The organism is Lunatimonas sp., from assembly GCF_020832325.1.
Taxonomy (GTDB): domain Bacteria; phylum Bacteroidota; class Bacteroidia; order Cytophagales; family Cyclobacteriaceae; genus Lunatimonas.
Genome location: NZ_JAFIEU010000011.1, coordinates 18,481 through 43,040, shown reverse-complemented (window position 1 = coordinate 43,040; position 24,560 = coordinate 18,481). Strand labels below are relative to the sequence as shown.

The following is a 24,560-nucleotide window of genomic DNA, read 5'->3' as shown; positions in this document are numbered from 1 at the left end:
ACGCCTGTTTCTGGCGAGAGACTGTGATATCCGTTACAGAGAACTGTTGATAGTGCTCAGTGGAAGCCGTAGTAGTTTTTTACTTCCTCAAAATTGGTGAAATCTATCTCGGGTAAGGCCTGCCTTGCGCCAGGGGCTTGGGTAATTGGAATGGTTAGTATGCGAATTTGTCCGTAGGATTCTCCCGGTCCAGAGTAGCGGTTAATACGGACACTGGCAGCGGTGCCTATTTGGAGCCACCAAACCCTATACATACTAGTTGCCGCTGCGCCTGGTCCTGGTAGGGGGTAATAGAGATTGGTATTAACATCTACTAGGTACACAAAAAACATTAGGTTACTGACTTGGGACCCGATTCCCGGAATGTCAATGAATCTGCTTGCGGACGTATTGAAGTTGTGGGAAGGGTAGGTGTAAATAGTAGCATTGAAAGCACCGGGTTCACCTTGAGGCCCTTGTGGTCCCTGTTCGCCTTGAGGTCCTTGAGGTCCGGGTTGTCCCTGCGGACCCTGTGCACCTCTCGGACCCTGTGGGCCCGCTTCACCCTGAGGTCCAGTTTCTCCTTGCGGCCCTTGTTCGCCCTGCGGTCCTACCGGCCCTTGTTCCCCTTGAACACCTCGTTCTCCTTGGGCACCTTCTGGGCCTTCAAAGAGAGAACAGCCATTGCAGATTCCTAAAAGCAGGATTGCAGCTACTAAGATGGGATTGAAATTCTTCATAAGCTGAAAGAAGTTTGCCGTATTGTGAATACCTGGTTTATGTTCCACCCCTGTAATAGGATGGGGATATTGAATATACAAATTGAAAATCTTTTAAAAATAGAAAGGAAATATCGGTAATTAATGCAGAAAAAGCAATGGTTTTTTTAGGAAAAAAACCCAGTTTGTCACCTATTTACCAGATGGTTCGCAGCGTTCACGAAATAGGCTAATAGCGCATCTTTGGTTTCTTGTTCCATGGGGACGGAGTCGATCGCCCGAAACATGCAGCTAAGCCATATATTGCGCATGTTTCCATCTATCGGCCATTGGAAGTGGCGCTTTCGTAGCATAGGGTGTCCCCGTTTTTCCAGATAGGGTGAAGGACCGCCAAATACATGTAGTAAAAACCAGAAGAGTCTTTCTTCCGCAGGTTTTAGGTCTTTCGGATACAGGTTCCGCAGCTGTTCTACTTTTTCAACCTCCATGTAAAAGTTCGCTGCCAGCATTTTTATTTTTTCTTTACCCAGTGCTTCGAAAATCGTGATTTCCCCGTTCATGGGGCAAAATTAGGAAACCCTCCTGAAAATCGCCCTCATGCGACACATTTAAATGGACTATATCCAATTTACTACGGGAGAGGGTTTCAACTTAAACTTAAATTCACGAAATTTGAAACACCAGGATCAAATTGGGACTAATTTGCAACGGATATGAAAGCATGTGTACGTATTCTCGTTTTGGTTTTCATGGCGGCGAGTTGGGATGGGCTGGCCCAAAAGCTAAAATCCGGGCCCCAAGTGCTGACCTTCCACAGTGTGGCAGATGACACCGAACAGCCGTATGCACTTTATCTGCCCTCAAATTTTCAGGAGGATGTGGCCTACCCGCTGGTAATCATGCTTCATGGAGCGGGATCCAACCACCGTTTGGCCTTAAGACGTGTATTCGGAAAAAGCAATGGAGAGGGTGAAACCGACGTGGAGGCCAGCCGATATTTTCCGGAGTGGGACGATGTAGATTATATCGTAGCGGCACCTTTTGCCCGCGGAACAGCTGGCTATCAGGGAATAGTAGAGCAGGATGTATATGCGGTACTGGAGGACGTAAAAGAGCGATTTCACATCGATAGTGATAGGATATACCTTACCGGCCTCTCCATGGGAGGGGGCGGCACTCTCTGGCTAGGCTTGACGCGACCGGATATCTGGGCGGCCATCGCACCGGTATGCCCTGCACCACCTACTGGCACCGCTGATCTGCTCGGAAATGCGCTTCACCTGCCGGTACATTTTTTTCACGGAGATGCTGATCCGGTGGTACCCATCGAAGGGACAAGAGCCATGGTAGAGGAAATGCAGCGGAAAGGCATATTGGTGCTATCCGAAGAATACGAGGGGGTGAAGCATGACAGCTGGGTGAATGCCTATGCCGGAGGGCGTATTTTTGAGTGGTTTTCGCAGTACAAGCGGAATCCGTTTCCTGAAACCGTCTCGTTCACTACACATACCCTGACCCATCACCGGGCCTACTGGGTAGCGCTAAATCAACTTGTGCCAGGTAGTCTGGCCTCCATCGAGGCATCCATTCAGTCCGGGCAAAAGATTTCGGTTGACACCAAAGCTGTATTGGAGTTTACCCTGCACCTCAAGGATCACCCGGCTATTGACACCGATCTCCCACTAAATATCTCCATAGATGGCAGGGGGCTAAGGGTTTTGCCCGATTCTGAACTGACCTTTTACAAAGACGGATCTGCCTGGAGAGTGGGAAGCCTGGTACAGGCCGGCGGAATAATCAAACGGCCGGGACAATCTGGGCCCGTATTTGCCGGCTTCGCGGATCGTCACATCTATGTTTACGGCACTGCGGACAACCCTTCGGCGGAGGAGCTGGAACGCCGACGACTACAGGCCTACGAAGCGGCAAATTGGTCGGCCTATCGGGGTGAATTTCTTGGGAGAGTTATGTTTTTCCCCCGGATTTTGGCTGATAAGGAGGTGCGGACCAGTGATCTGGCTTCCAGCAACCTGATTTTGTTTGGTTTCAAGGAAACCAATTCCATTATTCGAAACATGGAGAACCAGTTGCCCGTGCATCTGGATCCTGCTGATACAGATCATGGGTTGTTGTACATTTATCCTCATAATGATAGGTACGTGGTGGTCAATTCCGGATTGCCCTGGTGGGGGGGAAGTAGGCCTGCTGGATTTACCTTTGTCAGTGAGGTGCATCAAAAGCTTCCTGGATTTAAGGATTTTAAAGTTTACAAAGGTAATCCCGACGAGGTGTTGGCGGAGGGTTTCTTCGACACCCGTTGGCAGTTCGCAGATCGCGAAAGGGATGAATTAAGAAACATAGAGGTAATCACCCTAAAATAGAGAGTATGCCAGATAGCGATTCCAGGTACGCAGCGATCAAGTGGTACAGGAGACTTCGGTTGAATTGGATTTTCAACACGTCGACATTTTTAGGGAATTTTGTGATTGCACTACTGGTTACCTCCTTTTTTAGTCAATTGGAGTACGGGGTAGAAGTCAATTACGTTTTTTTTATCACTGTATTGGCCATCGGATTGTGGGTGACAGAGGCCATCCCACCCTTCGCAGTTGGGATTTTTATTATTGCCATGATGTTGGTTGGTTTTAGCACCGATTATGTGATTGAAAAGTCGGCTTCCCCTGAGTTGTTTTTGGACACTTGGACCTCCAACGTGATATGGTTGCTTTTGGGAGGGTTTTTCCTCGCAGAAGGGATGAGTATGGTGGAGCTGGATCGGCAGTTGTTTCGCTTCACCGTGAAGAAGTTTGGTAGCAAACCGGAAAGACTGCTGCTTGGCCTGATGATGATGACAGCACTCGCCAGTATGGTCATGTCTAACACCGCTACTACCGCGATGATGGTTTCTTCAATCATACCCCTTGTACACCTATTAGGAAAAGCTTCACCTTATTCCAAAGCCCTGCTCACTGCGATTCCCGCGTCTGCCTCAGTAGGAGGTATAGGGACTATTATCGGCAGCACGCCCAATGCGATCGCAGTAGGTGCGCTGCAGGAGAAAGGCATTTCACTTACGTTTATTGAGTGGATGGCGGTTGGTTTTCCTACAGGACTTTTCTTGGTTTGGCTGTTTTGGAAGTTCTTGTGCAAGCGCTACGATTTTTCTGCTGTGGTGCTGGATCTGGGGAAATTGCCCAAAAGGGAAGGAAAGGTGGATCCCGCTAAGCGGTATGCGGTAATTTTTACTTTGTTGATTACCATTGGTATGTGGTTGACAGAGCCCTTTCATGGAATACCGGTGGCCGCTACTTCTGCCATCCCCATTGTGTTGCTAACCATGACCCAAGTGATTCATGCCGATCAAGTGCGCACCCTGCCTTGGGATACCTTGATGTTGGTTGCGGGGGGCTTGGCCTTGGGGATAGGATTGGTAAAAGTGGGTTTGGCAGATATTGTCATGGAAAAGGTAAACGACTTGCCCATCCATATCATAGGAGTGACCATTATCTTTTGTATCATTGCCGTATTGGTGTCCAATGTGATGAGTAACACGGCTGCGGCGTCAATTCTGGTGCCACTAGGGGCATCTTTACCAGGGTCCTATGGTATTGCAGTGCCTGTAATGGTGGCCATCAGCTGTTCCTGCGCACTCTTGCTACCAGTCTCAACACCATCAAATGCCATTTCCTATAGCACCGGATTGGTGGAGCAAAAGGATTTTAGGTTGGGGGGCGTGTTTTTTTTATTTGTAGGGCCTATCTTGGCATTTCTCACGGTGATGGTATGGGTTTTGTTTTACATCTAGCCAAATAATGACCCATTAACCGTTAATGTGTATCTTTGCTTCCACTTTGGCAGCCCCTACATGAAATCCAAAATAACCCACTTCTGTCGGCAACGAATCGCAATGACTTTGTTGCTTTTCTTGATGTATTTTTCGGTGCAAGCCCAGCTCAGCGGCCGGGTCGATCTCGAGGAATACGGGATATCCTTTACCATACCGGAAAGGTGGATGGGTCAGGAGGTAGAGGATGGATTGGTGTTGGTGTCCGAGGATGTTGCCGGGTTTATCTACCTGTCTCTGAACTCCTATGAGTCGGTGGAGGACCTTGAGCTGGAGATGTCGCAGGGCATACAGGAGGGGGACGTGATTTCGCTTCACCCCATTGGGCGAGTGGAGGAAATTGGCACCAACTTATTCGGAGCTATTTTTGAGGGAGTAATCGAGGGAGATGCCGCCAAGGCTTATGGCATGGCGATTTTTCACCGCGATGGCTTTGGCGTCAATATCCTAGCAGCCACGAATGCTTCCGCCTTTGGTGATTCCTTTAAAGAGATCGCGGTGACACTTGCCCGTAGTTTTGAGTTTACGACGGTAAATACCGTGGATGTTGGCCTGGTCGGAGCATGGAGAGAAAGGTTGACACAAAGCAGCTTACATTACCTGGAATCTTATTCCAGCGGGTTATCCGGCGGGAGTAGCGCCCGAACACGGATAGACCTATGTCCGAATGGAGATTTTCAGTATTCCTCTCAATCCTCTGTGTCCATCGATGTGGGCGGAGTGTCTGGAGGATCATCTGGAAAACGAAACGGTTCGGGTACTTGGGAGGTTACGGCTACCAATCAGGGCGGCGCAAAGCTACTCCTGCAATTTACCGATGGCGACACATGGGAGTTTGAGCTCACCACCAACGCAGAGGAGCATACCTTACTCAACGGAAGAAGGTACCTACGGATTCCGGCAGGTGATCCCAACGGGTATGGCCCAAACTGCCCTTAATAGAGAAAATAGTTTAGCCTATTGATTTGACTGCCGCTTTCATTTTGGCAAGTCCGGTTTTGGCCACCTCCATCGGGTCTTGTTCCCAGTAAGTCCGATTAAACAGTTCCAGGGAAAGCACCTTTTCTCCTCCCATATTACGAAGATCTGTCAAAATCTGCTTCATCGGTGCCGCCCCGTCACCGGGGTAGACGCGGTCTTTATCCTCCTGCTGTTCCCGTGGAATGGAATCCACGTAGTCGTTCATGTGAAAGATCTCGATTGCTTGACCGTTGAGTAATTTTAAGCCGTCGTAGCCTGACCCTCCGCGGAAGAGGTGGTATACATCTGCAAGTATTCGAGCATCTGGGTCATTCGCTGCAGCGGCAACCGCCAGAGTTTGTCCCAAATGGTGAAAGGGCTTGAAGGCCCCCCAAAACTCCAATTGGGGTCTAACACCGGTTTTTCTGCCCAGCACGAGCAGGCGCTTGTATTTTTCACCCGCGGCAAGCAGATCAATCGGTCCGTCGTTTCCAATGGCCGGAGCAGCGATTCGCCTACAACCAATGGCTGCAAGCATGTTCATTTCTTCTTCCATTTGCTGGAACCCGGCTGCACTTCGCGCCTCGTCCATCGCCATCCATGGAGCAAAGCCAATGGCATTTTCCGCTGTGATTCGATTGGTTTCCAGTAGCTTGCGAAGAGCAGGTGCTCCCTGTTCATCAACGAACTTTTTGATGTCTTCTACCCAGAGCTCTATCCCGTCGTATCCGGCTTTGGCGGCTATTTCGATGTATTTGACGATGCCTGGATTCTGTCCCCGAATGGTGCTGGTGTTCAGACAGTACCGGAAGTTGCTTTTTCTTTTTGGGGATGCTTTTGACACCTGAGGTAATACGGTCATGGCAGGCAATAGGGTGAGACCTTTTAGGATATTGCGTCGTTGATTCATCGGCTTGTGTTCGAGTAGTACTAAACTTCTACCCCCTAAAGATAAACGATAGACGCAGTTAAGTGAAGGATATTTGGAAAATTAATCCAATGGAAGTTATGATTGGTAGTTGATTTTCGAAGGCGTGGGGTTATATACTGTCTGGAGGATTCAATTTCCGTTATCTATATTGGTCCAGTCGAACGAATTGAAAAGCAGCGTTGATAGATGCTGGTTCCATTGGTTTGATGCTTGTTGAATAAATGGAATGCTTGCTATATTTTTGGGGAGGATTTTTCGGTAAAGAGGGGTAATTGTCTTCAACTGCGAAATACCTTGTGCTCTTTCTGACCTTTGAACGCAGCAGTTGTATTGTATATTGCGATCATTACGGGAACTGATAAACCCATTTAACCATGCAAAATAAACCCACCTCTCCAAATCTAGAAGTATGGCAACGCGGCCCTGTAGAAGGGGTACCTCCCCTGTTACAACCCGTGGCCCACGCTCTGTTGCAGACCGTGGAGGAAGCTAACAAGTACCTGCAGGACGTGGATGACCGCCTGCTTTGGGAACGACCGGCCGGTATGGCCTCCGTGGGGTTTCATATGCAGCACATGGCCGGAGTGGTGGATCGCCTGTTTACCTATGCCAATGGACAGCCCCTCCGGGAAGAACAGCTCGCCTATCTAAAACTGGAGGGGACTACCCGTATGGGCTTCGAAACGGTAACAGACCACATACGCCATTTGGAGTGGCAAGTTGGGGCGGCGGTGGACGTGCTTCGCCAGGTAGATGAAAACCAACTAACGGACGCCAGGTTCCTGGGCCGGCAGCGCATCCCTACTACTCAAATTGGGCTGTTTGTCCACACTGCGGAGCACTTGCAGCGCCATGTGGGGCAGTTGCTCGTGACCGTCAAATGGGTACAATCCATAAACTAATTGCCGGTAGGTTTGGGAATTAGGGGATTTTTTTGGATTTTCAATCCACCAAACCTATTAAACCTAAATCGATGAATAAGCGAATTGGCTCGAGAGAGATCCTCGGGCGAAGGGAATTTATTTCTTCAACAGGAAAGGGTGTGGGTGCATTATTGATCGCCCCCTTATCTGCGGCCATGCCTCTTCAGCTGGCAACTCCGGTAGGTACCGTGCAAGAGGTCATTGACAACATACTTAGATACATTCCCGACGCTCCCTTTGCAAAGACCGTTGATGTTCTGGTTGCCGGTTCCGGTGATCAGCCGGTCACGGGGATTGTGACTACCATGTTCCCTACCATCGAGGTGATCCGCGCCACAGCAAGTGCCGGCGCGAATCTGATCATTGCACACGAAACCCCCTTTTACAATCACCAAGATGCGACAGATTGGCTTCAAGACGATCCAGTCTACCAAGAGAAAGTACGCCTACTGAAGGAGTACAAGATTGCCATATGGAGGTTTCACGACTATTGGCACCGGGCAAGACCCGATGGAATCATCTTGGGCAATCTGATACGGCTTGGTTGGGACAGGTACTACAATCCAGATAGGCCTAGGCTGATTAAATTTCCGAAATCCATTCCTCTAGGAACGTTGGTGGCGCATGTCAAGAAAGGAATGCGTGCCCAACAAGTGCGGGTAATCGGCGACCTGGAGCAGCCTTGTCAATCTATTTACTTGGCATTTGGATTTATGGATAGCAAGATGCAAATCGCTGCTATACGGCAGTATCAACCCGATCTTATACTCAGCGGTGAAACCCGCGAATGGGAGACTGTAGAGCGGGTAAGAGATGGGAGGGCATTGGGTGCCAATACTTCCTTGGTGGTGCTGGGACACGAAGTAAGTGAAGACGCAGGCATGGCCTATGCCGCTCAGTGGATCGGCGAGCGAATCGCCGGTATTCCGGTGGCACACGTGCCTTCAGGGGATCCGTTTATGTTTCATTGAAAATGCACCATAGATAAATCTATGCGTGAGTGCTTGATGTCCTTTCAGGCAGATGGAACCATCCACTGATAGGGGTTCAGGAGCCTGTCAGTAGTTGGACCCTTAAGCTGTCTGAGAGTCAGTTAGCGGAGTAGGTACATTTTACCATAGCCTCGCTTGAAGGCTTTGTCACCGGCAGTGGCCCGGTGTTCCATAAACTGCCCGTTTTTTCGCACCAAAACCCGATAGATATACACCCCGTTTGCCAGTTGGTCACCAAATTCGTCTTTGCCATCCCAGGCAAATTCCGAAAGGTTATTGCCAATACGGATGGGCCCGAGTTCATCTTGGAAAATTTCGCGAACGATTTTTCCGGTTACGGTCATGATTTGAATTTTTATTTCATCCGGAACCTCAGCGCCCGTGACGGTAAAGACAAAGCGTACACTACTGCTAAACGGATTGGGGTAGGGGTAGAAATTGGTGATCTGGCTTTCGTTGATCACTTCGAAGGATACTTCGTAGGGTTGCTCTCCAGCCATATTGCCGGCCACGTCGCTGGCGTTGACCCGCAGGGTGTAAATGCCGTCTTCCAAAGGACCAGGTTGAAATTCGATTTTGAAGTCGCTGTTTTCCGTGGCTTCGAACCACCGAACTTGGGGGTTACTAAAACTGATGCGCTGAAATTCACAGCCCTCACAGGGTCTTCGCAGCATAAGTTCCAGTCCAACCGTATCTTTTTTCAACGAAAAGCGGTTCTCATCTTTTACCAAGGTTGAAATCACGACAGTGGGAGATACGATGTCTCCGTCCATGATATAGACCCCGTCAAAATGTACATCCAGGATGGGGTTGAGATCATCGCCGGCTACCAAGAAATACTCCGGTAGGTCCATGAGGTTGTTTCGGAAGCGTTGCTCCATGAATATTCTCGGGTTGACAGACACGTTAACGGAGTTTTTGCCGGCTTTTCCTCGAGAATCAAAAGGAAGTGAAAAGGTATGGCTTTGCCCGCCCTTCACTGCGGGAATTTTCATGCTAAACCGTTCGATGCGCCGTTGATCCAGGTTGTTAAAGGTGTATTCCACGGTAAGTGAGTCCGGGAAGTCAAATTTGGATATGTTTACAAACTCAAACGAAACTTCAGACTCTTGCCCCTCGAACAGGTTGATTTGATCTTGGCGGGTTTTTAGTATCAGCACGCCCTCCGGCACCCCCGTATAGTTCACCTGCCACTTATCGAGGTGCTCCGGAAGTTCAGCATCCGGATCTTCCATCGCAAATTTAAGCCGTAGGTAAGGATATTCCGCAGGGTCTATGCCATTTAGGTCAAGCTGACTGGTTTGGAGGTTTGGATATAGCGTAATTTCGCCACCCTCGGGGGTGATGCCTACCAAATCAAATTTAGAAAGTGTGGAGTTGAAATAATCCCGTTCCAATACGTTGTTAAAGAAAGACACCCAATGGGAGGATGGCCCGATTAGGGGTGAGATGATGGTGGCAAAAGGCGAGTAACCCTTCAGCACCGTGTCAAAACTTAGGGTCTGTGCATTTGCGGGCTCCTCTCGCTCGTCATTGGGCACCAATTCAATGGCATCGCCGGGTCTCATACCCTTCCTGCCAAAGAGAATATAGGGATCCCCCGTCCGGAGGTTTCGAATAGTCGCTTCATTGGCTCCGATTTCTTTCATCTTCATGATCACCTCCTCCGACCAATCTGAGAAAGTGACATTTCCGATGGAGAAAATGATCACGTAATCGTCCTGCGCCAAGGTGTTGATATAATCAAGGAGCATCGTCTGTCCGGCTCCAGTGATCCATTGGTTTCGGATATTTTGGATAATCTGCGGAGATCTACCACAAGCTTTGGGGTCAAGAATCTCCGCCGTGGTGAGTGGGACAGGAAGATAGGGTTCCAACGTTTTGTCCTGGAATGCCAAAAGCCCCAGTGATCCGGGGAAACACACCCTGCCGGCTTGGTCTAATATATAGGAGACCCCATTGATGACCAATTGGATATTGGTAGGGTCCATGCCCTCCGTTTCCGGACCAAAGGTAAAGAGGTCGACAGCCAGTTGTTTGTCTTCAAATTTCCAGGCCCGCTTCAGTTTATCAATTTCGATGTTTTGCAGTTGGGCACCTTCAAATTGGGGGAGTTCCCGCTGGGTCCAGCCCTCGGGTCCGTTTCGGATGAACGAAAAGCTGGCAGCCGTCCAGGATGCATTTTCTCCGGGTTTAGGTTCTAAGAATCGGGTACGCCAGTAGTAGGTCAGCGAGTCTCTCGGAGGGATTTGTTGGAACAGGTCTACCTGCCAGCGAGCTAGGGCGGCAGTGGTGATGCGGGTTTCCCGACGCCATGCGCTGGAAAAGTCTGCAGCGGTATCCAGTTGCACCACTATATTCCGTTCTTCGACCGATTTTCCCGGAATCTGGGCGATGATTTCCAAGTTTCTGCTGTTTACGATCGCATAGTCGATAGGGAATAAATTCAGTGTTCCACTCATGGGGATGTATTTACTGACCATGATCGTGTTGTTGGCGTAGGTAAGTTCCGGAATATGGCGTCTTCTGTTTACTTCTATGGTGAACAAATTGTCTCCAAAGGCATTGATTCCGGTGTTGCTTATGCTCAAAAACACCGTGTCCTTACGGAAGATCGGCTCAAAATGACGTGTATCGTATATTACTGAGCTTCCGTCCGGCAGTTGGCGTGACACGTTGATTTCGATGGAGTCAAGGTTTACAATGCCCAGGTTCCGTACCACAATGGAAAGCTGTACGGAGTCTAATAGGGAGCTTAACGGGTCCCCATTAAATCCGTCTAGCCAGACTTCTTCTGCATTCAGGGCGTAATCCGCCTTACTGGCGGGAAATATTCTGGCCGCAGGGTCTCCCAGCATAATCATTTGGTTGGCGTGGCTCTGGTTTACTTCGGAGGTGCCGTATCGATCATAGAGGAGCTTGTCTGATTCAATTTTGACTTTTCCCACGCTTTGGTGTATCAGGGAGGAGTCGGCAAAGGCTTTGGCATAAAAGGATTCGCTATACCTTCTCAGGTACACGTCAATGCCAATGTCCGAATGCGCCAGAAAATTTGATGCTCCCCGATCCGGTGTATTGATCCAATCTTCGCCAAAGGTATAGGCTGCGCCAAAGGCATTTCCTGCATCGCACCCGTTCAGTAGCAGCACGGGATATTTCCCTTTGTTGCGGTAACCCATCTCATCAATCCCTGCAAAGCCAATGTCAATATCGGTACTTGAGGGGGCAGCATGGCCGAAGAAAGTCACCAAGGAAACACCTTCGTTGATTTGATCTGAAATGTTGATGAGTTCAACGGTCGCATTGGAGCGTTTTCGAAAGGTGAATACACTTCCTCCAAGGTAAATATCTTCCGCTACTGCTCTAAATCCGGAAAGGAAATTGAAGAACCGGTCCAGTTCAAACGCTGACCGACCCCCGCTTAGATGCACCAAATTTTTTTGCCAGGGTTCTTGTACACCCAAAGCATCTTTTTCTTTGATCTTATCCAGGTAATTGGCTACATCTTCGGGTACTCTGGCAGGAAGGCGGCCTACAGCGATATCCTGACGCAGGGGCGAACCAGGTTCCAATCCCAATGCGTATTGATTGTCGGAATAGGGATATCCGAATACAGGCACCAGATCCTGAATGGAAAAGATGGCCGGATTGTTCCTGTAAAAGTAGTTTACGCCGCCGGACCGTTGGGTGTTATAGATGCCAAATGCCCGTCCAATTAATAGCAGGTGTTCGGGTTGGTGCAGGGGGAAATATGCTTTCAGAAACTCGCGGATTGCCAATGGGGACTTTTCGCCATAGGAAAACTGATTGTACAATTGATCTACATTTACCGTAAGGGTGTCAAACCCGCCGCCTGCAGGTCCTGCCCGGTGGGCGGCGTAGGCTTCCACCGGATTTCCATATGAACTGGCCGGTCGGGTGAGGCGCTCGTGCGAAATGATCAGGTAGTCTGCCGATTGGCCCAGCAGGTTTCGAAACCGCACGCGTTCCAACACATTCGGTTCGATGATGGTTTCTGTTTGTTGGATGTGCAGGGCGTTTCGTTTTCCGACTACGCCAGCTGCGGTTTCCAACAGGTTACCGCTTCTTCGGACTTCATGCCGAACCACATTGTAAACGTCCGATACTTCGTAGGCGAGGTAATTTCTCGAAATTCCGGGTATGGAAATTCGAGAAGCGACGGGGTTAAAATGTAGGCGTCGCTGCATAAAATCCCCGGACGGTATGGAGACACCCGCAGTTACTTTGAGGAAGTTGATGGAAATGTTATCTATCTGCCCGTCTACACCCATGGAGGCTATGCGCACTACCAAATTGCCTTCTGAGCCAAAATCAGATAATTGTAAGGGTTCCGTGCGCCGAAGGATTTCGAAATTTTCATACTCGTAAGTACCCAAGGGCCTCAGGGCCGCAAGGGACGGTCCTACTTGCACCGAGGTGCGATGCATCGTTTCGGATCGTCCCAACAGGCTTATTTCCAGCGAGGGCGTATTGGTAGGATCCAATGCTCCCAAGTTGTTTAAATTGACCACCCGGTTGTTTCCTCTAGCGATGTTTGAGCTGGTCCAACCTTGGCCCTCGTCGTATTTGGAAAGCCGTACGCCGGGGAAGTAGGTTTTCCCCAGAAAGTAATTTTCTGAAAAGTCAAGGATATCTTCGCGTAGGTAGGTGGATGTCAGCGGTATTTGGTTTCCAGGTACGCTACGGGTTTGCATTCTTTTGCCCCTAACTCCCGGTGTAACAGTCAGAAAGAAAGCGGTGGTGTCGTTGTGGGTATTGAAATAGGGGTTTGGCAGGTCATCTGGGTTGGTATAAAGCTGACGGTCCAGCGTTCCGTCGCTCTTTCGACCGAAAAACTGGATGTAGTCGTTTGGATCGAATCGGCCATCCTCCTGACCATCGAGCTCTATGGCCACCTCCTGTCCCCGGTGGTATACCCGGATATCCCGTGGGTCCAGGGTGTTCACATTTATTCCAGAAGCCGACAGGGTGGTGTAGCTCAGCCGGTAGATGCCGTTGGAGGCTGTAGGAATCTTGTAATAATCTAGGCCGTAGTTGATCCATTGATTGTTTTGGCCATGGACTCCCGTGATCCACAAGGATAAAAGTACTATGAACGGTAGCGTCTTCATCTGTCTACGACGGTATCCCAACCTTTATTTAGCCTAAAATTCGATTTCAGTGGGTTCAAGCTTACTTTTACGCTGAAAACGTGTGAAAAGGGTGTTTCGGAAATACTTCCAATGTCGGTTAGCGCATAGTCCACTTGCACCTTGCTGTTTACCAAAAAACCCAGTCCAAAGCTTGGTTGAAGGGAAGTATAGGTGGATTGGTCAAAATCCCGCACTCGCTGCATATTGCCTGCACCCAGTCGAAGGGATGCGGTTTTCTTGTAGTTCAACTCCAATCCCAACTTCGGGTCTACACTGAGCAGGTCGGTGGCCAAAATCGCATTCCTCCTTCCATCGAAGGTCATGTCCAGGTCGAGTACCGCCACCATGTCCAAAAGGTCATTGATTTCCAAGTGCTTGCCAACGCTCCAGATGGCTCGGGGTAGCGTCAGTTCGATGCTGTTGACCGGTATTTCGTTGTTGGTCTGATTGTAGATATCCCGTACTAAATCGGCATTGTGAAACCACGCATTAAAGGTAGTAGTGATATCCCGTAGCATCAAGCCAAAGCGCCAAGAATTGTGCAGGTAGATCCCACCTACGTCGAGGCCGAAACCCCAGGCGTTGGCAAACTTGCCCACGTTTCGGTGGATCAGTTTAGTGTTTACGCCCAGCTTAAACCGGTCGCTGATATCCCTTGCGTACGAAAGGATAAGCGCATAGTCCGCTGCGTTGAAAAACTGGATATTATTGTAATTCAATGCACCATTGGCATCGTATAGAAAACGTGTGTCTGGTATGTCGTCCACGCCAAAGCGTACGATGGATAGAGCGATTTGATTGTCTTCCTGTATGTTGGTGGTAAATGCTGCGTAGTCATACTTTGCAATGCCTGCAAAATACTCTGCATGCATTAGTGAAAATTCCTGCTCGTGTTGGACGCCAATGAGACCCGCCGGATTCCAATATGCTGCTGTCACGTCGCGGACGATCGCGGCTTGAGCACCTCCCATGCCCAGTGCACGGGCGCCTACGCCAATATTGAGAAACTCATTGGAATATTTTGGGGCAATACCCTGACCATATGTTTGAAAAACTAATGTGGCAAAAATCAATACACAAAAATACCCCCTGATAATCATCTGATTAATTCACTTCCCAAGATGCAAAATAAGAGGAATTTAGGTTTTGATATATATTCTATGGGAAATAATTTCAATTATTTGAACTAGTGATCGATTTCGGACATAATTGTGTTCATTGCCAATACAACAAAAGTCCTCACTGGTACTCTGAGCGGGGTATCTACATGGTTCGAAAAATATTTTTTTTGGAGGAACTCTGGTAAAAAACCGTGCTAAATAGGCCTTGGAAGCGTATTTTTGGATTGACAGGTAATGGGTAATGTTTATGTATTCGGCAATACACAGTACTCCGTGCAAAGTTGGTACTGTTTTTCATAGAATAATGGAGCGTGGGTGGCCGAATTTGGTCTAATTGCCAAGTTAGACCTGCTATTTCATACGCATGAAAATGGCCGCCGAAAGCAACTATTAAAAGATGAAATTATGAACGTGTCAAACACTCAGGTCCAAATGAGGAAAGGAATATTGGAATGCTGCATCCTGCATATCATTTCAAGAGGCGAGGTATATGCCAGTGACTTGATGGAGGAACTAAAGGGTGCAAACCTTATCATTGTGGAGGGGACTTTATACCCCCTGCTAAACAGGCTCAAGAATGCCGGTTTAGTCACCTACCGGTGGGTCGAGTCGGACGCAGGGCCACCGCGAAAGTACTATATTATTACCGATGCCGGCGAGGGCTTTTTAGCAGCGCTGGCCGATACCTGGGAAAAGCTGCATGTTTCGGTAAATTCTATTTTGGCCATTCATGCCTCCAAAAGCCAAACCTCTGATAAGTAAACCTAGGATTAAAAAATTTTCACTCCGATGAAGAAGACTATTAGTATAAATATAAGCGGTATCCTGTTTCACATAGAGGAAGATGGGTACACCACCTTGAAGAAATATTTAGATGCCATTAACGAGCATTTCTCACACTACGAGGATAATCACGAGATAATCACCGACATTGAAAGCCGAATTGCGGAGATTTTTCTTAGCAATCTAAAAAACAACAAGCAGGTCATTACTGCGGATGACGTAAGCAATTTGATCGAAAAGATGGGCACGATTGCGGATTTTGAGGCGGTGGAGGAAAACGCCCCAGAAGAACAGACCGATGGAGACAACGATTTTTACAAATACATCACGCCAAACGATCAGCAGGCCAACAAGGCCTACAAAAAGTTGACGCGTTTCCATAACAGTAAAATCCTAGGTGGGGTATGCGCGGGCTTTGCCCATTATTTCTCTATTGACCCTCTCTGGACCCGTTTGGTAGCCATTTTGTTGCTGTTTAGCGGAGGAGTGCGGTTTGGAAAGCTTCCTTTTGGGCTATTTGGCGATCCTTTCAATTTTCACATTTCCTTGGGCTGGTGGACGGTGGTCGCATATGGGCTGCTTTGGGCGATCCTGCCTGTTTCCTACGAGAAACCTGAGGATAAGAACATAAAAAAGCTTTATCGAAACCCCGATGATAGGGTATTGGGAGGTGTGGGTAGTGGCTTGGCAGCTTATTTTAATATTGACGTGATCTGGATTCGGTTGGCGTTTGTCGCCATGGTCTTTGCGGGCGGAGCTGGAGTAGTACTTTATCTGATTCTTTGGATCATAACCCCTATGGCAAAGTCCATCACAGAGCGGATCGAAATGAAAGGGGGCGCTATAACGCTATCTAATATTGAAAACACTATTCAGCAAAACATCAAGCCGGAGGAGCAAAAGGAGGAGTCCGCGCTAAAGCGTGTAATACTCCTGCCATTTCGGATTATTGGCCATGTATTAAATGGACTGGGCCGTGCTTTGGGACCCTTTGGGAGATTTCTATTAGACTTCGTTCGGGTGATTTTTGGACTGTTGATCTTCTTTTTAGGTATGTTGATTACCGTTACTCCACTGGTTTTTTTGGGGATTTATACCGAGGTGCTGACAGACAACGACTGGGGATATGTATTTGACGGGGTTCCTATAGAGGCCATTGTTGAAGTTTTTCCGCTTTGGTTGGCGATTTCCACCGCGGTGGTGGTAATTGTTCCTGGTTTGGTTATCACGCTGTTGGGGATTAGTGTACTGGTCAAGCGAAGTCTGATTGATGCGAAGTTTGGCTTGGTGATATTTGGGGTATGGGTATTGAGCATCCTTTTCAGCGCCTTTCAGTTTCCAAGGCTGATCAGTCAGTTCAAGGAACAGGCTAGTGTGGAATTCGATCACCGCGTGCCACTTCCTGACGAGACCTTGGTTATCAAGTCAACTGGGCGCACAACTTCCGACAGTGGGGTTGGGAGTGTTGCTTTGACCCTGAAAGGCCATCCTGGAAATGCGGCACTGCTGGAGCAAATCTTTACGTCCAAGGGGCGAACGGAGATCGAAGCAATGGAAAATGCCGAGGAAGTCACCTACGAATACGTGCTGGAAGATAGCGTTTTGACCTTCGGGAATCAACTGGGATTTCCTGACCTATCTAAATATCGGGGACAATTCTTGCGGCAGACCTTGTTAATTCCCTATGATTATCCGTTTGTGATGGACAGGACACTAATACCTATTCTTCGCAACACCGTTAGTGTAAATGGCTATAAAAACAGGGATATTAATGGAAGGAATTATTGGGTGTTTAACGAGGATGGTTTGCTCTGCCTGACCTGTGCCAATGATCAGAGGCAGTCTGAATCCGATAGCCTGAGTCGTGCTAAATTTCGGGATAAATACTTCATGCAACCTTAGGCTCTGAACTATAACCCGTATATTTGATGTAAGTGACTGGAAAAGCTGCCATCGGCTAGGGTAAGAGCAGCCCTCCGATAGGTGTCAATCGTATCGTGAGAGCTCCTCCCTTTTCCGGGATTAGACAGGAGCCTACAATAAAAAGGTAAAGAAATGAACGTAAGGGTGAAGTTTTTGGGAGGTGCCGGTACCGTGACCGGTTCAAGATTTTTGTTGGAAATTGGATTTCTGAAGGTGCTTGTAGATTGTGGGTTGTTTCAAGGGATGAAAGATTACCGGTTGCGAAACTGGGAGCCTTTTCCTGTGGATCCTGCTGGTATTGACATGGTACTTCTGACCCATGCGCATATAGATCATTCCGGTTACTTGCCCAAGTTGGTAAAGGAAGGATTTTCCGGTCCGATTTATTGTACGGAGCCCACCTTGGAATTGGTGAAGATCCTGTTGCTGGATGCAGGCAAGTTGCAGGAAGAAGAGGCTGCATATGCCCAAAAGAAGGGGTATTCCAAACACGAAAAGCCTGAGCCGCTTTTCAGTATGAAGGACGCCGAGCGGGTGTTTCCATTGCTTCAACCGCTCCGTTTTGAGGAGGAATATTCCCTTCATGAATCGCTCCGGGTAACTGCATACAACGCCGGCCATATCCTGGGGGCGGCCATTCTTAAGCTTAAGATTAAAGGAGAAAACCAAGAAAAGAAAATCGTTTTTTCAGGTGATCTGGGGCGTTATCACGATCCCATCCTGAATCCACCAGCGGATATTCCGTTTGGAGATGTCCTGTTTATGGAGTCTACCTACGGGAATCGAGTGAATGAAAATGCCAAAGTGAGCGGTCAGTTGGCGAAAATTATCAAGGAGACGTATATGAAAGGGGGCGTGTCTGTCATTCCTTCCTTTGCGGTTGGGCGCACACAGATGATTCTCTACCTGCTGCACCGCATGCAAAAATTAGGAACCATTCCGGATATCCCTATCTACGTGGACAGCCCCATGGCCATTGATGTGACACAATTGTATAAGAATTTTGGGCACTACCACCATTTGGGTCCTTTTTTGGATGAATCAGATGCGAATCCATTTCTGCACAAGAACCTGCATTACTACAAAACACAGGATTCGTCCATGACATTAAATCATTTACGAGGTGATGCCATTATCATTTCAGCCAGCGGAATGGCCACTGGTGGTAGGATACTGCATCACCTGTACAACCGTCTTCCGAACGAAGATGACAGCGTGATTTTTGTGGGGTACCAGCCAGAGGGTACGCGAGGTAGGAAGCTGCTAGATGGGGAAAAGACCTGTAGGATATACGGTGTGGATGTTCCGGTGAAGGCTTCGGTACATTTTATTGAGGGATTGTCCGCACATGCAGACCAAAAGGAGCTGCTGGAGTGGAGCGAGGGATTTATTCACAAGCCGAAGGTAACCTTTTTGGTACACGGAGAAGCAGAATCCACACAAGCACTGGCAGATTTACTACGAAGTCAGCGTCAGTGGAATCCCATCATTCCGACGTATATGGAGTCGTTTGAGCTTTTTTCCGGTATATAAAACACTAAACGCCCAGGAGACATGAAAATGCCACAGATTTGGTTAGGGGTGGTATTGCTGCTGGTGGTAGCTAGCTGCAAGCCAATCAAGCCTATTACTCAGGGTTTGCGTGGGCAGGTGTTCTGGGTGGAGGGGAACCTGATGCCACAGGTATCAGAGGATGGTTCGGCGGCGCCCGGGGAGGCACAGGCAAAACGGGGCGCAAAAAGGATCCTAAGGATTCATGCCCTTACCACATTGGATCAGGTAAGTCTGGGGGATTTTTTGATTGGTTCAATCCAAACCGAGCAGGTGGCGGAAGTCGAGACGGAATCCGACGGATCCTTTCACATCGAATTGCCAGCCGGGAGGTATTCTGTGTTTACGGTAGAGGAAGAAGGCTATTTTGCCAATATTTTTGATCAGCAAAACCATATCAATCCAGTTGAAGTAAACGTGGGAGAGTGGAGTTTTTTGGAAATAGTAATCAATTATCGAGCTGTATATTAAGCTGTTACGCTTTTTCCAGTATATTTCCTAAAAAAAAGCTTGGATGCATGCAACCTATTTGGCTGAACCTGTATCTATAGGGTTAGAATCGTCACTGTAATGTTTGTCAGAAAGATTTACTCGGAAGCAGACTTGATTAAAAAATGCCTTGGGGGAGATCGCAAAGCCCAACGCACGCTATACGAGTTATATTCCGGGAAATTTCTGGCAGTGTGCCGGCGGTATGTGAAAGATTCCGGGTCGGCGGAGGATATTATGATCGAAGGATTCATGAAGATCTTTGAACACCTTCCTCAATACCGTGCGACCGGTAGCTTTGAGGGGTGGATGCGGAAGATAATGGTTACCCAGTCCCTGTTGCATATCCGGAACAACCGGGCACTTCAGTTGGAGGTGCCGCTAGATGAAGGCGAAAACGGAGGATATATCGAATCAACGGAAAATCTGGAGAGCGAGGATTTGTTGAGGTTGATCGATGAATTGCCACTTGGCTATCGAATGGTTTTCAACTTGTATGCAATAGAGGGATATTCGCACAAGGAAATCCAGGAACTACTGGGTATATCGGAGAGTACTTCAAAGTCACAATTGAGTAGGGCGAGGGCTACATTGCGCGATCGCCTCAAGGCAGCGTATGAAAAGGAGAAAAGTCATGGACGATAAGCAATTGGACAGTCTGTTTAGACAGAAATTATCAAATTACGAGGTGAAGCCCAGTGTGGAGGCCTGGGAGCGTTTGGCATCCAAGATGGAATCTAAGCCAAAGCGTTTGGTGTGGTTGCGATACGTGGCATCTCTCGCATTGGTGTTAGGGTCTGTTTTTGTGGCTAGGGAATTACTGCAATCAGAAGGTGGGTCTCAGCCACCACTGGTCACGCACCTTACCGAGCAGCTATTTGAATTACCGGATATCACGATGGACTTTGAACAGGGGCCGCGGGAGGTTGAGAATTCCTTGGCCGCCAGCAAAGCACCGTCAGTGAATCAACGGGTTCCGAAAGCTACCAATCAGGTAGCGGAATTGCCTAAAGAAACGAATGTCCGTTCCGATGTCTCAAGTATTGAGTTGGTGGAACCCTTTGAGCTTGCACAAACCATAGATCTTTTGGCCGAGGTACAAGCCGAATGGCCCGAGCAATTTGGGTCGGTGATGGATCAGCGTAGTGAGATAGTAATGGAAAATAACGAAATAACAGTTAGGATTGTCTCCAATGGCCACGCGTTTGTAACGGATAAGCCGGACCTCATCGAGGGGATAGAAGGTGGGCTTGATAAACTTGGCGGGCTTATGGCCAAGGTGGATAAAGGTTTTTCGGACTTCCAAGACGTGAAAAATAACTTTTTCGCATCGGTGATTTCGCAAAAAAGGGATCGAAAAGAAAAACCTGATAAATGAATTCCATGAAATCGAGTCCTCCAAAGGCCGACATCCTGACCATTGGTAAGGGACACAATAGAATCGATTAAAAACAATTATAAACAGATGAAAAAGTATCTAATCGCGATTATTTTGATGGTATTGTACCAGCAGTTGTTCGCTTTCCAGGGAGAGGCTACGGACAAAGTGATGAGTGATAGTATCATTGTTCAGTTTGGCCGGTCTGGTAAGCTGGTGTTTGTCATCGATAACCCAAAAGACTTTGAGCGGCTACAACAGATGGATGTGAATCAGATCATCCGGGAGTTGGAGCTCACGCCGCCCGAGACCGAGGGTGATCAGACGGTGGTAGAAATTAAGTACCGAGACGGCAAAAAGGAAATTGTCAGGGTGTATGAAGGACCCGGTGAAACGGAGGTGACGGTAGGGCGTTACCGGCTGATTGTAGATGAATCGGGTTCAAAAACCAAGGTGAAGTTTGAGTCTGATCCCAAAGTTCGCAAAGATCCTGCATTTCGGACCTATTTCACCACGGACCTAGGTATCAATACGTATTTTGAGGAAGGATCGATTCCATCGCCCTCAGCGCCTTATTCTGTAAAGGGCTGGGGAAGCTGGAATGTGAATCTAAATTGGATGGCTAGTCAGAAAATCGCTCAAGGAGCTTATTTGGATTTTGGACTTGGGGTACACTGGTACAATTTTAAGTTCAACAATACCCAATTTCAGCCGCGAGCTACAGAATTTGGCGTGGATTTTCTACCGAGGCCCGATGTGAACGGATTTAAGAATAAAATCTCTGCGTCTTACCTAACGGCCATGACACTGCTGAAATACGATTTTGGCAAGAAGTATGATAAGGGTAGGGAGGGCCTTCGGGTAGGTATTGGTCCCTATGCCGGTTATCGGCTTGGCGGAAGGAGTAAGTTTGTCTATCGGGAACTGGAGGGCTCTGGCCGAAGAAAGATAAAAGAAGGAGCAGGGCCGTACCTGAACAATTTCCGGGCGGGAATTCGCGGTGAAGTAGGTTTTCGTAGTGTAACATTTTTTACTACCTACGATTTTAGCCAATTGTTTCACCCAGGCCTGGGTCCAGAGGTTAGACCTATGGCATTTGGTATCACGTTTTAACTTCAGGTTACAAGTATTTGTCCAAAAGATAAGCAAGGTAGGTGACCGCTAAAAAACAGTTATAGACACATGAATAAGATAGTTGTAATGTTTGTTATGGGGGCGATTTTTGCCTTGGGTGTGCCGGTTTTCGGGCAGGAATTGATCGAAAAAACCTTTACTGGGATTGAAGTTATGGAGATGGATATCGGGGGAGTGGACCTTGTGTACACCGGTGTGCCAGGTAAAGAGGATGTTAGTCTGAGTGCTTTGTTTGGCAAAGCCGAAGACGGTGCGCGGAATTTCTTTATGGTAACCTTGGGCAACACGCTTAAAATCTCTTATAAAAGCCCTGCAAAACCGAATCCTTCTCAAGAGAAGCGTTTTATTCACATCGAAGGCCCGGAAGATATCCGCATTAACGGTAAAAACTCCTCCGGCTTGCTGTCTATCAGGAATGTTCGCTCAGCAGAGACTAAATTATCCGTAAATTCCGGCATAATTCGAGCGCAGCAGATTTCGGGTGGCCTAATTGTAAAAGCGAATTCAGGCAAAATTGAGGTACAACAAGTAAACGGTGGCGTGACCTGTACCCTGACGTCTGGAGAGGCAGATCTCTCGGATGTGTCCGGGGATGTCAGCCTCAGTGCGAATAGTGGATCCTTGAAAGGCAAGGCACTTACCGGCTTGGTGCACGTGAAAATTTCTTCGGGCAATGTCCGGTTGGATCAGGTCGGTGAACTGGGCAATGTAACAGTATCTTCCGGTAATGTAAAGATCAGCAAGGTAGGTCTAGGATCGGAGACACAATTTCAAGGCTCCTCCGGAAATATTGAAGTCGGGACGGTGTCGGATTTGCAGGCCTTCAATTTTGACCTCAGTGCAAGTAGTGGTTCGCTGCGAGTTGGCAATGTGTCAAACGCAAAATCCCTGCAGATAGATAACGGATCAGCCACCACCATTCGGGGAGCTATGCGCTCAGGTTCCCTTCGAATCAACCATTAAGTCCTGGGGGGTGTATGATTACGGATCCCTGCGATTGATGTCATACACCTGCTCTTTATCCTCTCCCTTCAGCCTAAGTCCCTTTGCGATGCGGTCGGGGGTTGGTTTTCCCAGCGATACAAAGAGCAGACAAACGGCATAGGTAATCGTGAAGCCCGGCCTTTCCGAAAACAGCAGCCCAACGGCTGAGAGAAAGCCTACAGCAAATAACATCCAAAACCGATGGATGGAGGCAGTCGAATATGCCCGTAACCTAGTGAGGATCGATGTTTCTTGCATGCGTATCCTACGTACTTGTTGGTTAAAGGCAAGGACTTGCCACACCAACAATCCAATGGCGGCGCCCAACATACCAGAACTTAAGTAGGTAGGTAATTCCGGTAGATCGAGACTCATGGATCCACCTGTTGTGTACAAATAGGCAAAGGCAAACGGCGGGAGTGGTACCGCCGTCAGTATCAGAACGTTTCGCTCCAGCACCCTAAATTCTTTTTTCAATGGATTGGGGGAATTCATGAGCGATGTTTATTCGATGTTAATTTTTATGTCACCGGCCTTCGGTTTGGATGAACAGCATAAGATATAGCCCTGAGCGATTTCATTTTCGCTCAAGCCAGCGTCTTCTGTCATGCTGACTTCTCCAGATAGTAGACGCCCTCTGCATGCAGTACACAGCCCGCTTTGGCAAGAATAGGGCATGTCAATGTTCTCATCCAGACCGGCTTCCAAGATCGTTTTTCCAGGAGCTACTTCGTAGGTATGAGTTTCTCCTTCCAATACAATGGTGACCTGCTTGTGAATTGGGGCGGCTTCCTGTGCGTGCAATTCTTCTATAACCTCAGGTTCTTTGTAGAAGTTTTCCGAAACGATGGATTCTTTATCTACCCCCAAGGCCAGTAGTACGTTGGTTGCAGTTTCCATCAACTCATTGGGTCCGCACAGAAAAAAACGTGCATCCGATGGGCGATCACGCAGTAGACTTTCTGCAAACGTACGTACTGTCTCTCCAGCAATTCTTCCCTTTCTACCGGTCCAGGAGTCCGCAGGTCGGCTAAGTTGGTGTATAATTTCCAAGCGCCCAGGAAATTGGTGACTGAGCGCTGTTAACCGGTCCCTGAAGATAATTTGTTCTTCGGACCTACTACCGTACAGGAGACTTACTTTCGATTCGGGTTCATTGACCAGGATAGATTTGGCTAATCCCATCACCGGCGTGATTCCGCTTCCTGCTACGATCATTCCGTATGTTCTTTGGTGCTTGGAATGGTAGTCACAAGTAAAGTTACCCAGAGGCTTCATCACAGTGATTTTCTTTCCGGGCCTTATTTGGTCATTTAGGTAATTGGATACCAGGCCTCCGGCTAGCCGTTTTACCGTAATTCCCGGGAAGGGATCGACGAACGGTGACGTGCTGAGGCTATAGGACCTACGTTCTTCTTTTCCGTTGATATCCACGATCACGGTGAGGAACTGTCCCGGCTTGTAATCTAGGTGGGGTTCCGGCTGCTCGAAATAGATGGTGGTAGCATCCGGGGTTTCTTTTATGATTTCCCTTACTTTCAGGGTAAGGTAGGGAGAGGAGTCAGTATTGTTTTTGGGGTTTTTAGAAAATAAATTGAAAAGCATTCCTTCTGTATGTTAGGGTGATCAACGCTAATTTTTACACAAACCTACGGGTTATTTACAGGATTAGGAATTTCCGCAGGCATTCATTAAT

Annotated in this window: 20 protein-coding genes; 13 read left to right on the top strand and 7 right to left on the bottom strand. The window is 48.2% G+C overall.

All coding sequences use genetic code 11. The features are described from left to right. Positions 1-56 precede the first annotated feature (56 nt). Together JJU34_RS21660 and JJU34_RS03405 are read right to left on the bottom strand one after the other, a co-directional pair. Entirely contained in the window at positions 57-719 is a 663-nt protein-coding gene (locus tag JJU34_RS21660; protein ID WP_301005310.1) for a hypothetical protein, read from the bottom strand. A gap of 167 nt (positions 720-886) precedes the next feature. Continuing rightward, positions 887-1,258: a cyanoglobin gene (locus tag JJU34_RS03405; RefSeq protein ID WP_228690925.1), complete on the bottom strand. Its 372-nt coding sequence runs from the start codon at positions 1,256-1,258 to the stop codon at positions 887-889. Positions 1,259-1,411: 153 nt separating this feature from the next. Here JJU34_RS03405 and JJU34_RS03400 point away from each other — a divergent pair, with 153 nt between their 5' ends. From JJU34_RS03400 to JJU34_RS03390, 3 genes are read left to right on the top strand one after another with little or no spacing between them, the layout of a single operon-like run. Then, positions 1,412-3,079 carry a prolyl oligopeptidase family serine peptidase gene (locus JJU34_RS03400; RefSeq protein ID WP_228690924.1) on the top strand — a complete coding sequence of 556 codons (1,668 nt, stop codon included), beginning with the start codon at positions 1,412-1,414 and terminating at the stop codon, positions 3,077-3,079. Between the two features lie 5 nt (positions 3,080-3,084). Further along, positions 3,085-4,503 (top strand): SLC13 family permease, encoded by a 1,419-nt coding sequence (locus JJU34_RS03395; RefSeq protein WP_228690923.1) that lies wholly within the window; start codon positions 3,085-3,087, stop codon positions 4,501-4,503. Positions 4,504-4,563: 60 nt separating this feature from the next. Then, on the top strand, positions 4,564-5,481 hold the full coding sequence (locus JJU34_RS03390) for a hypothetical protein (protein ID WP_228690922.1): 918 nt from the start codon (positions 4,564-4,566) through the stop codon (positions 5,479-5,481). Positions 5,482-5,494: 13 nt separating this feature from the next. Here JJU34_RS03390 and JJU34_RS03385 read toward each other — a convergent pair whose 3' ends face one another. Continuing rightward, positions 5,495-6,412 carry a sugar phosphate isomerase/epimerase gene (locus JJU34_RS03385; protein WP_228690921.1) on the bottom strand — a complete coding sequence of 306 codons (918 nt, stop codon included), beginning with the start codon at positions 6,410-6,412 and terminating at the stop codon, positions 5,495-5,497. A 395-nt stretch (positions 6,413-6,807) separates the two neighbouring features. On the opposite strand from JJU34_RS03385, the gene JJU34_RS03380 reads away from it, so the two are divergent. Together JJU34_RS03380 and JJU34_RS03375 are read left to right on the top strand one after the other, a co-directional pair. Then, complete coding sequence (locus tag JJU34_RS03380) at positions 6,808-7,335, top strand: DinB family protein (RefSeq protein WP_228690920.1); 528 nt, start codon at positions 6,808-6,810, stop codon at positions 7,333-7,335. A gap of 71 nt (positions 7,336-7,406) precedes the next feature. Further along, positions 7,407-8,327, top strand: coding sequence for a Nif3-like dinuclear metal center hexameric protein (locus tag JJU34_RS03375; RefSeq protein ID WP_228690919.1), 921 nt, complete (start codon positions 7,407-7,409; stop codon positions 8,325-8,327). A 122-nt stretch (positions 8,328-8,449) separates the two neighbouring features. Here JJU34_RS03375 and JJU34_RS03370 read toward each other — a convergent pair whose 3' ends face one another. Together JJU34_RS03370 and JJU34_RS03365 are read right to left on the bottom strand one after the other, a co-directional pair. Then, a complete protein-coding gene (locus tag JJU34_RS03370) occupies positions 8,450-13,480 on the bottom strand; it encodes a C25 family cysteine peptidase (protein WP_228690918.1) in 5,031 nt (1,676 codons plus the stop codon). Continuing rightward, positions 13,477-14,601, bottom strand: coding sequence for a PorV/PorQ family protein (locus tag JJU34_RS03365; RefSeq protein ID WP_228690917.1), 1,125 nt, complete (start codon positions 14,599-14,601; stop codon positions 13,477-13,479). Before JJU34_RS03365 ends, JJU34_RS03370 begins: the two co-directional genes overlap by 4 nt. Positions 14,602-15,027: 426 nt before the next feature. Between JJU34_RS03365 and JJU34_RS03360 the strand changes: the two genes are divergently transcribed. From JJU34_RS03360 to JJU34_RS03325, 8 genes are all read left to right on the top strand, one after another. Further along, positions 15,028-15,384, top strand: coding sequence for a PadR family transcriptional regulator (locus JJU34_RS03360; protein WP_228690916.1), 357 nt, complete (start codon positions 15,028-15,030; stop codon positions 15,382-15,384). 27 nt (positions 15,385-15,411) lie between these two features. Further along, the gene (locus JJU34_RS03355; protein ID WP_228690915.1) at positions 15,412-17,307 is read left to right on the top strand and encodes a PspC domain-containing protein; all 1,896 of its coding nucleotides are present in this window, start codon (positions 15,412-15,414) and stop codon (positions 17,305-17,307) included. A 153-nt stretch (positions 17,308-17,460) separates the two neighbouring features. Next, positions 17,461-18,861 carry an MBL fold metallo-hydrolase gene (locus tag JJU34_RS03350; RefSeq protein WP_228690914.1) on the top strand — a complete coding sequence of 467 codons (1,401 nt, stop codon included), beginning with the start codon at positions 17,461-17,463 and terminating at the stop codon, positions 18,859-18,861. Positions 18,862-18,882: 21 nt separating this feature from the next. After that, the gene (locus JJU34_RS03345; protein WP_228690913.1) at positions 18,883-19,350 is read left to right on the top strand and encodes a carboxypeptidase regulatory-like domain-containing protein; all 468 of its coding nucleotides are present in this window, start codon (positions 18,883-18,885) and stop codon (positions 19,348-19,350) included. A 99-nt stretch (positions 19,351-19,449) separates the two neighbouring features. Then, entirely contained in the window at positions 19,450-20,013 is a 564-nt protein-coding gene (locus tag JJU34_RS03340) for an RNA polymerase sigma factor (RefSeq protein WP_228690912.1), read from the top strand. After that, entirely contained in the window at positions 19,985-20,746 is a 762-nt protein-coding gene (locus tag JJU34_RS03335) for a hypothetical protein (protein ID WP_228690911.1), read from the top strand. Before JJU34_RS03340 ends, JJU34_RS03335 begins: the two co-directional genes overlap by 29 nt. Positions 20,747-20,833: 87 nt before the next feature. Next, positions 20,834-21,859, top strand: coding sequence for a PorT family protein (locus tag JJU34_RS03330; protein ID WP_228690910.1), 1,026 nt, complete (start codon positions 20,834-20,836; stop codon positions 21,857-21,859). A 69-nt stretch (positions 21,860-21,928) separates the two neighbouring features. Further along, positions 21,929-22,843, top strand: a complete 915-nt coding sequence (locus tag JJU34_RS03325) for a DUF4097 family beta strand repeat-containing protein (protein ID WP_228690909.1) — start codon at positions 21,929-21,931, stop codon at positions 22,841-22,843. An 18-nt stretch (positions 22,844-22,861) separates the two neighbouring features. Here the strand turns inward: JJU34_RS03325 and JJU34_RS03320 are convergent, their stop codons facing one another. Together JJU34_RS03320 and JJU34_RS03315 are read right to left on the bottom strand one after the other, a co-directional pair. Next, entirely contained in the window at positions 22,862-23,359 is a 498-nt protein-coding gene (locus JJU34_RS03320; RefSeq protein WP_228690908.1) for a hypothetical protein, read from the bottom strand. Positions 23,360-23,368: 9 nt separating this feature from the next. After that, a complete protein-coding gene (locus JJU34_RS03315; RefSeq protein WP_228690907.1) occupies positions 23,369-24,469 on the bottom strand; it encodes a ferredoxin--NADP reductase in 1,101 nt (366 codons plus the stop codon). Positions 24,470-24,560 lie beyond the last annotated feature (91 nt).

Bases quoted from the DNA above. Each gene is read 5' to 3' on its own strand.
- JJU34_RS03355 (WP_228690915.1), top strand. From the start codon at position 15,412: ATGAAGAAGACTATTAGTATAAATATAAGCGGTATCCTGTTTCACATA.
- JJU34_RS03375 (WP_228690919.1), top strand. From the start codon at position 7,407: ATGAATAAGCGAATTGGCTCGAGAGAGATCCTCGGGCGAAGGGAATTT.
- JJU34_RS03370 (WP_228690918.1), bottom strand. From the start codon at position 13,480: ATGAAGACGCTACCGTTCATAGTACTTTTATCCTTGTGGATCACGGGA.
- JJU34_RS03325 (WP_228690909.1), top strand. From the start codon at position 21,929: ATGAATAAGATAGTTGTAATGTTTGTTATGGGGGCGATTTTTGCCTTG.
- JJU34_RS03380 (WP_228690920.1), top strand. From the start codon at position 6,808: ATGCAAAATAAACCCACCTCTCCAAATCTAGAAGTATGGCAACGCGGC.
- JJU34_RS03315 (WP_228690907.1), bottom strand. From the start codon at position 24,469: ATGCTTTTCAATTTATTTTCTAAAAACCCCAAAAACAATACTGACTCC.
- JJU34_RS03350 (WP_228690914.1), top strand. From the start codon at position 17,461: ATGAACGTAAGGGTGAAGTTTTTGGGAGGTGCCGGTACCGTGACCGGT.
- JJU34_RS03395 (WP_228690923.1), top strand. From the start codon at position 3,085: ATGCCAGATAGCGATTCCAGGTACGCAGCGATCAAGTGGTACAGGAGA.
- JJU34_RS03340 (WP_228690912.1), top strand. From the start codon at position 19,450: ATGTTTGTCAGAAAGATTTACTCGGAAGCAGACTTGATTAAAAAATGC.
- JJU34_RS03365 (WP_228690917.1), bottom strand. From the start codon at position 14,601: ATGATTATCAGGGGGTATTTTTGTGTATTGATTTTTGCCACATTAGTT.
- JJU34_RS03400 (WP_228690924.1), top strand. From the start codon at position 1,412: ATGAAAGCATGTGTACGTATTCTCGTTTTGGTTTTCATGGCGGCGAGT.
- JJU34_RS03335 (WP_228690911.1), top strand. From the start codon at position 19,985: ATGAAAAGGAGAAAAGTCATGGACGATAAGCAATTGGACAGTCTGTTT.
- JJU34_RS03405 (WP_228690925.1), bottom strand. From the start codon at position 1,258: ATGAACGGGGAAATCACGATTTTCGAAGCACTGGGTAAAGAAAAAATA.
- JJU34_RS21660 (WP_301005310.1), bottom strand. From the start codon at position 719: ATGAAGAATTTCAATCCCATCTTAGTAGCTGCAATCCTGCTTTTAGGA.
- JJU34_RS03390 (WP_228690922.1), top strand. From the start codon at position 4,564: ATGAAATCCAAAATAACCCACTTCTGTCGGCAACGAATCGCAATGACT.
- JJU34_RS03360 (WP_228690916.1), top strand. From the start codon at position 15,028: ATGAACGTGTCAAACACTCAGGTCCAAATGAGGAAAGGAATATTGGAA.
- JJU34_RS03385 (WP_228690921.1), bottom strand. From the start codon at position 6,412: ATGAATCAACGACGCAATATCCTAAAAGGTCTCACCCTATTGCCTGCC.
- JJU34_RS03320 (WP_228690908.1), bottom strand. From the start codon at position 23,359: ATGAATTCCCCCAATCCATTGAAAAAAGAATTTAGGGTGCTGGAGCGA.
- JJU34_RS03330 (WP_228690910.1), top strand. From the start codon at position 20,834: ATGAAAAAGTATCTAATCGCGATTATTTTGATGGTATTGTACCAGCAG.
- JJU34_RS03345 (WP_228690913.1), top strand. From the start codon at position 18,883: ATGAAAATGCCACAGATTTGGTTAGGGGTGGTATTGCTGCTGGTGGTA.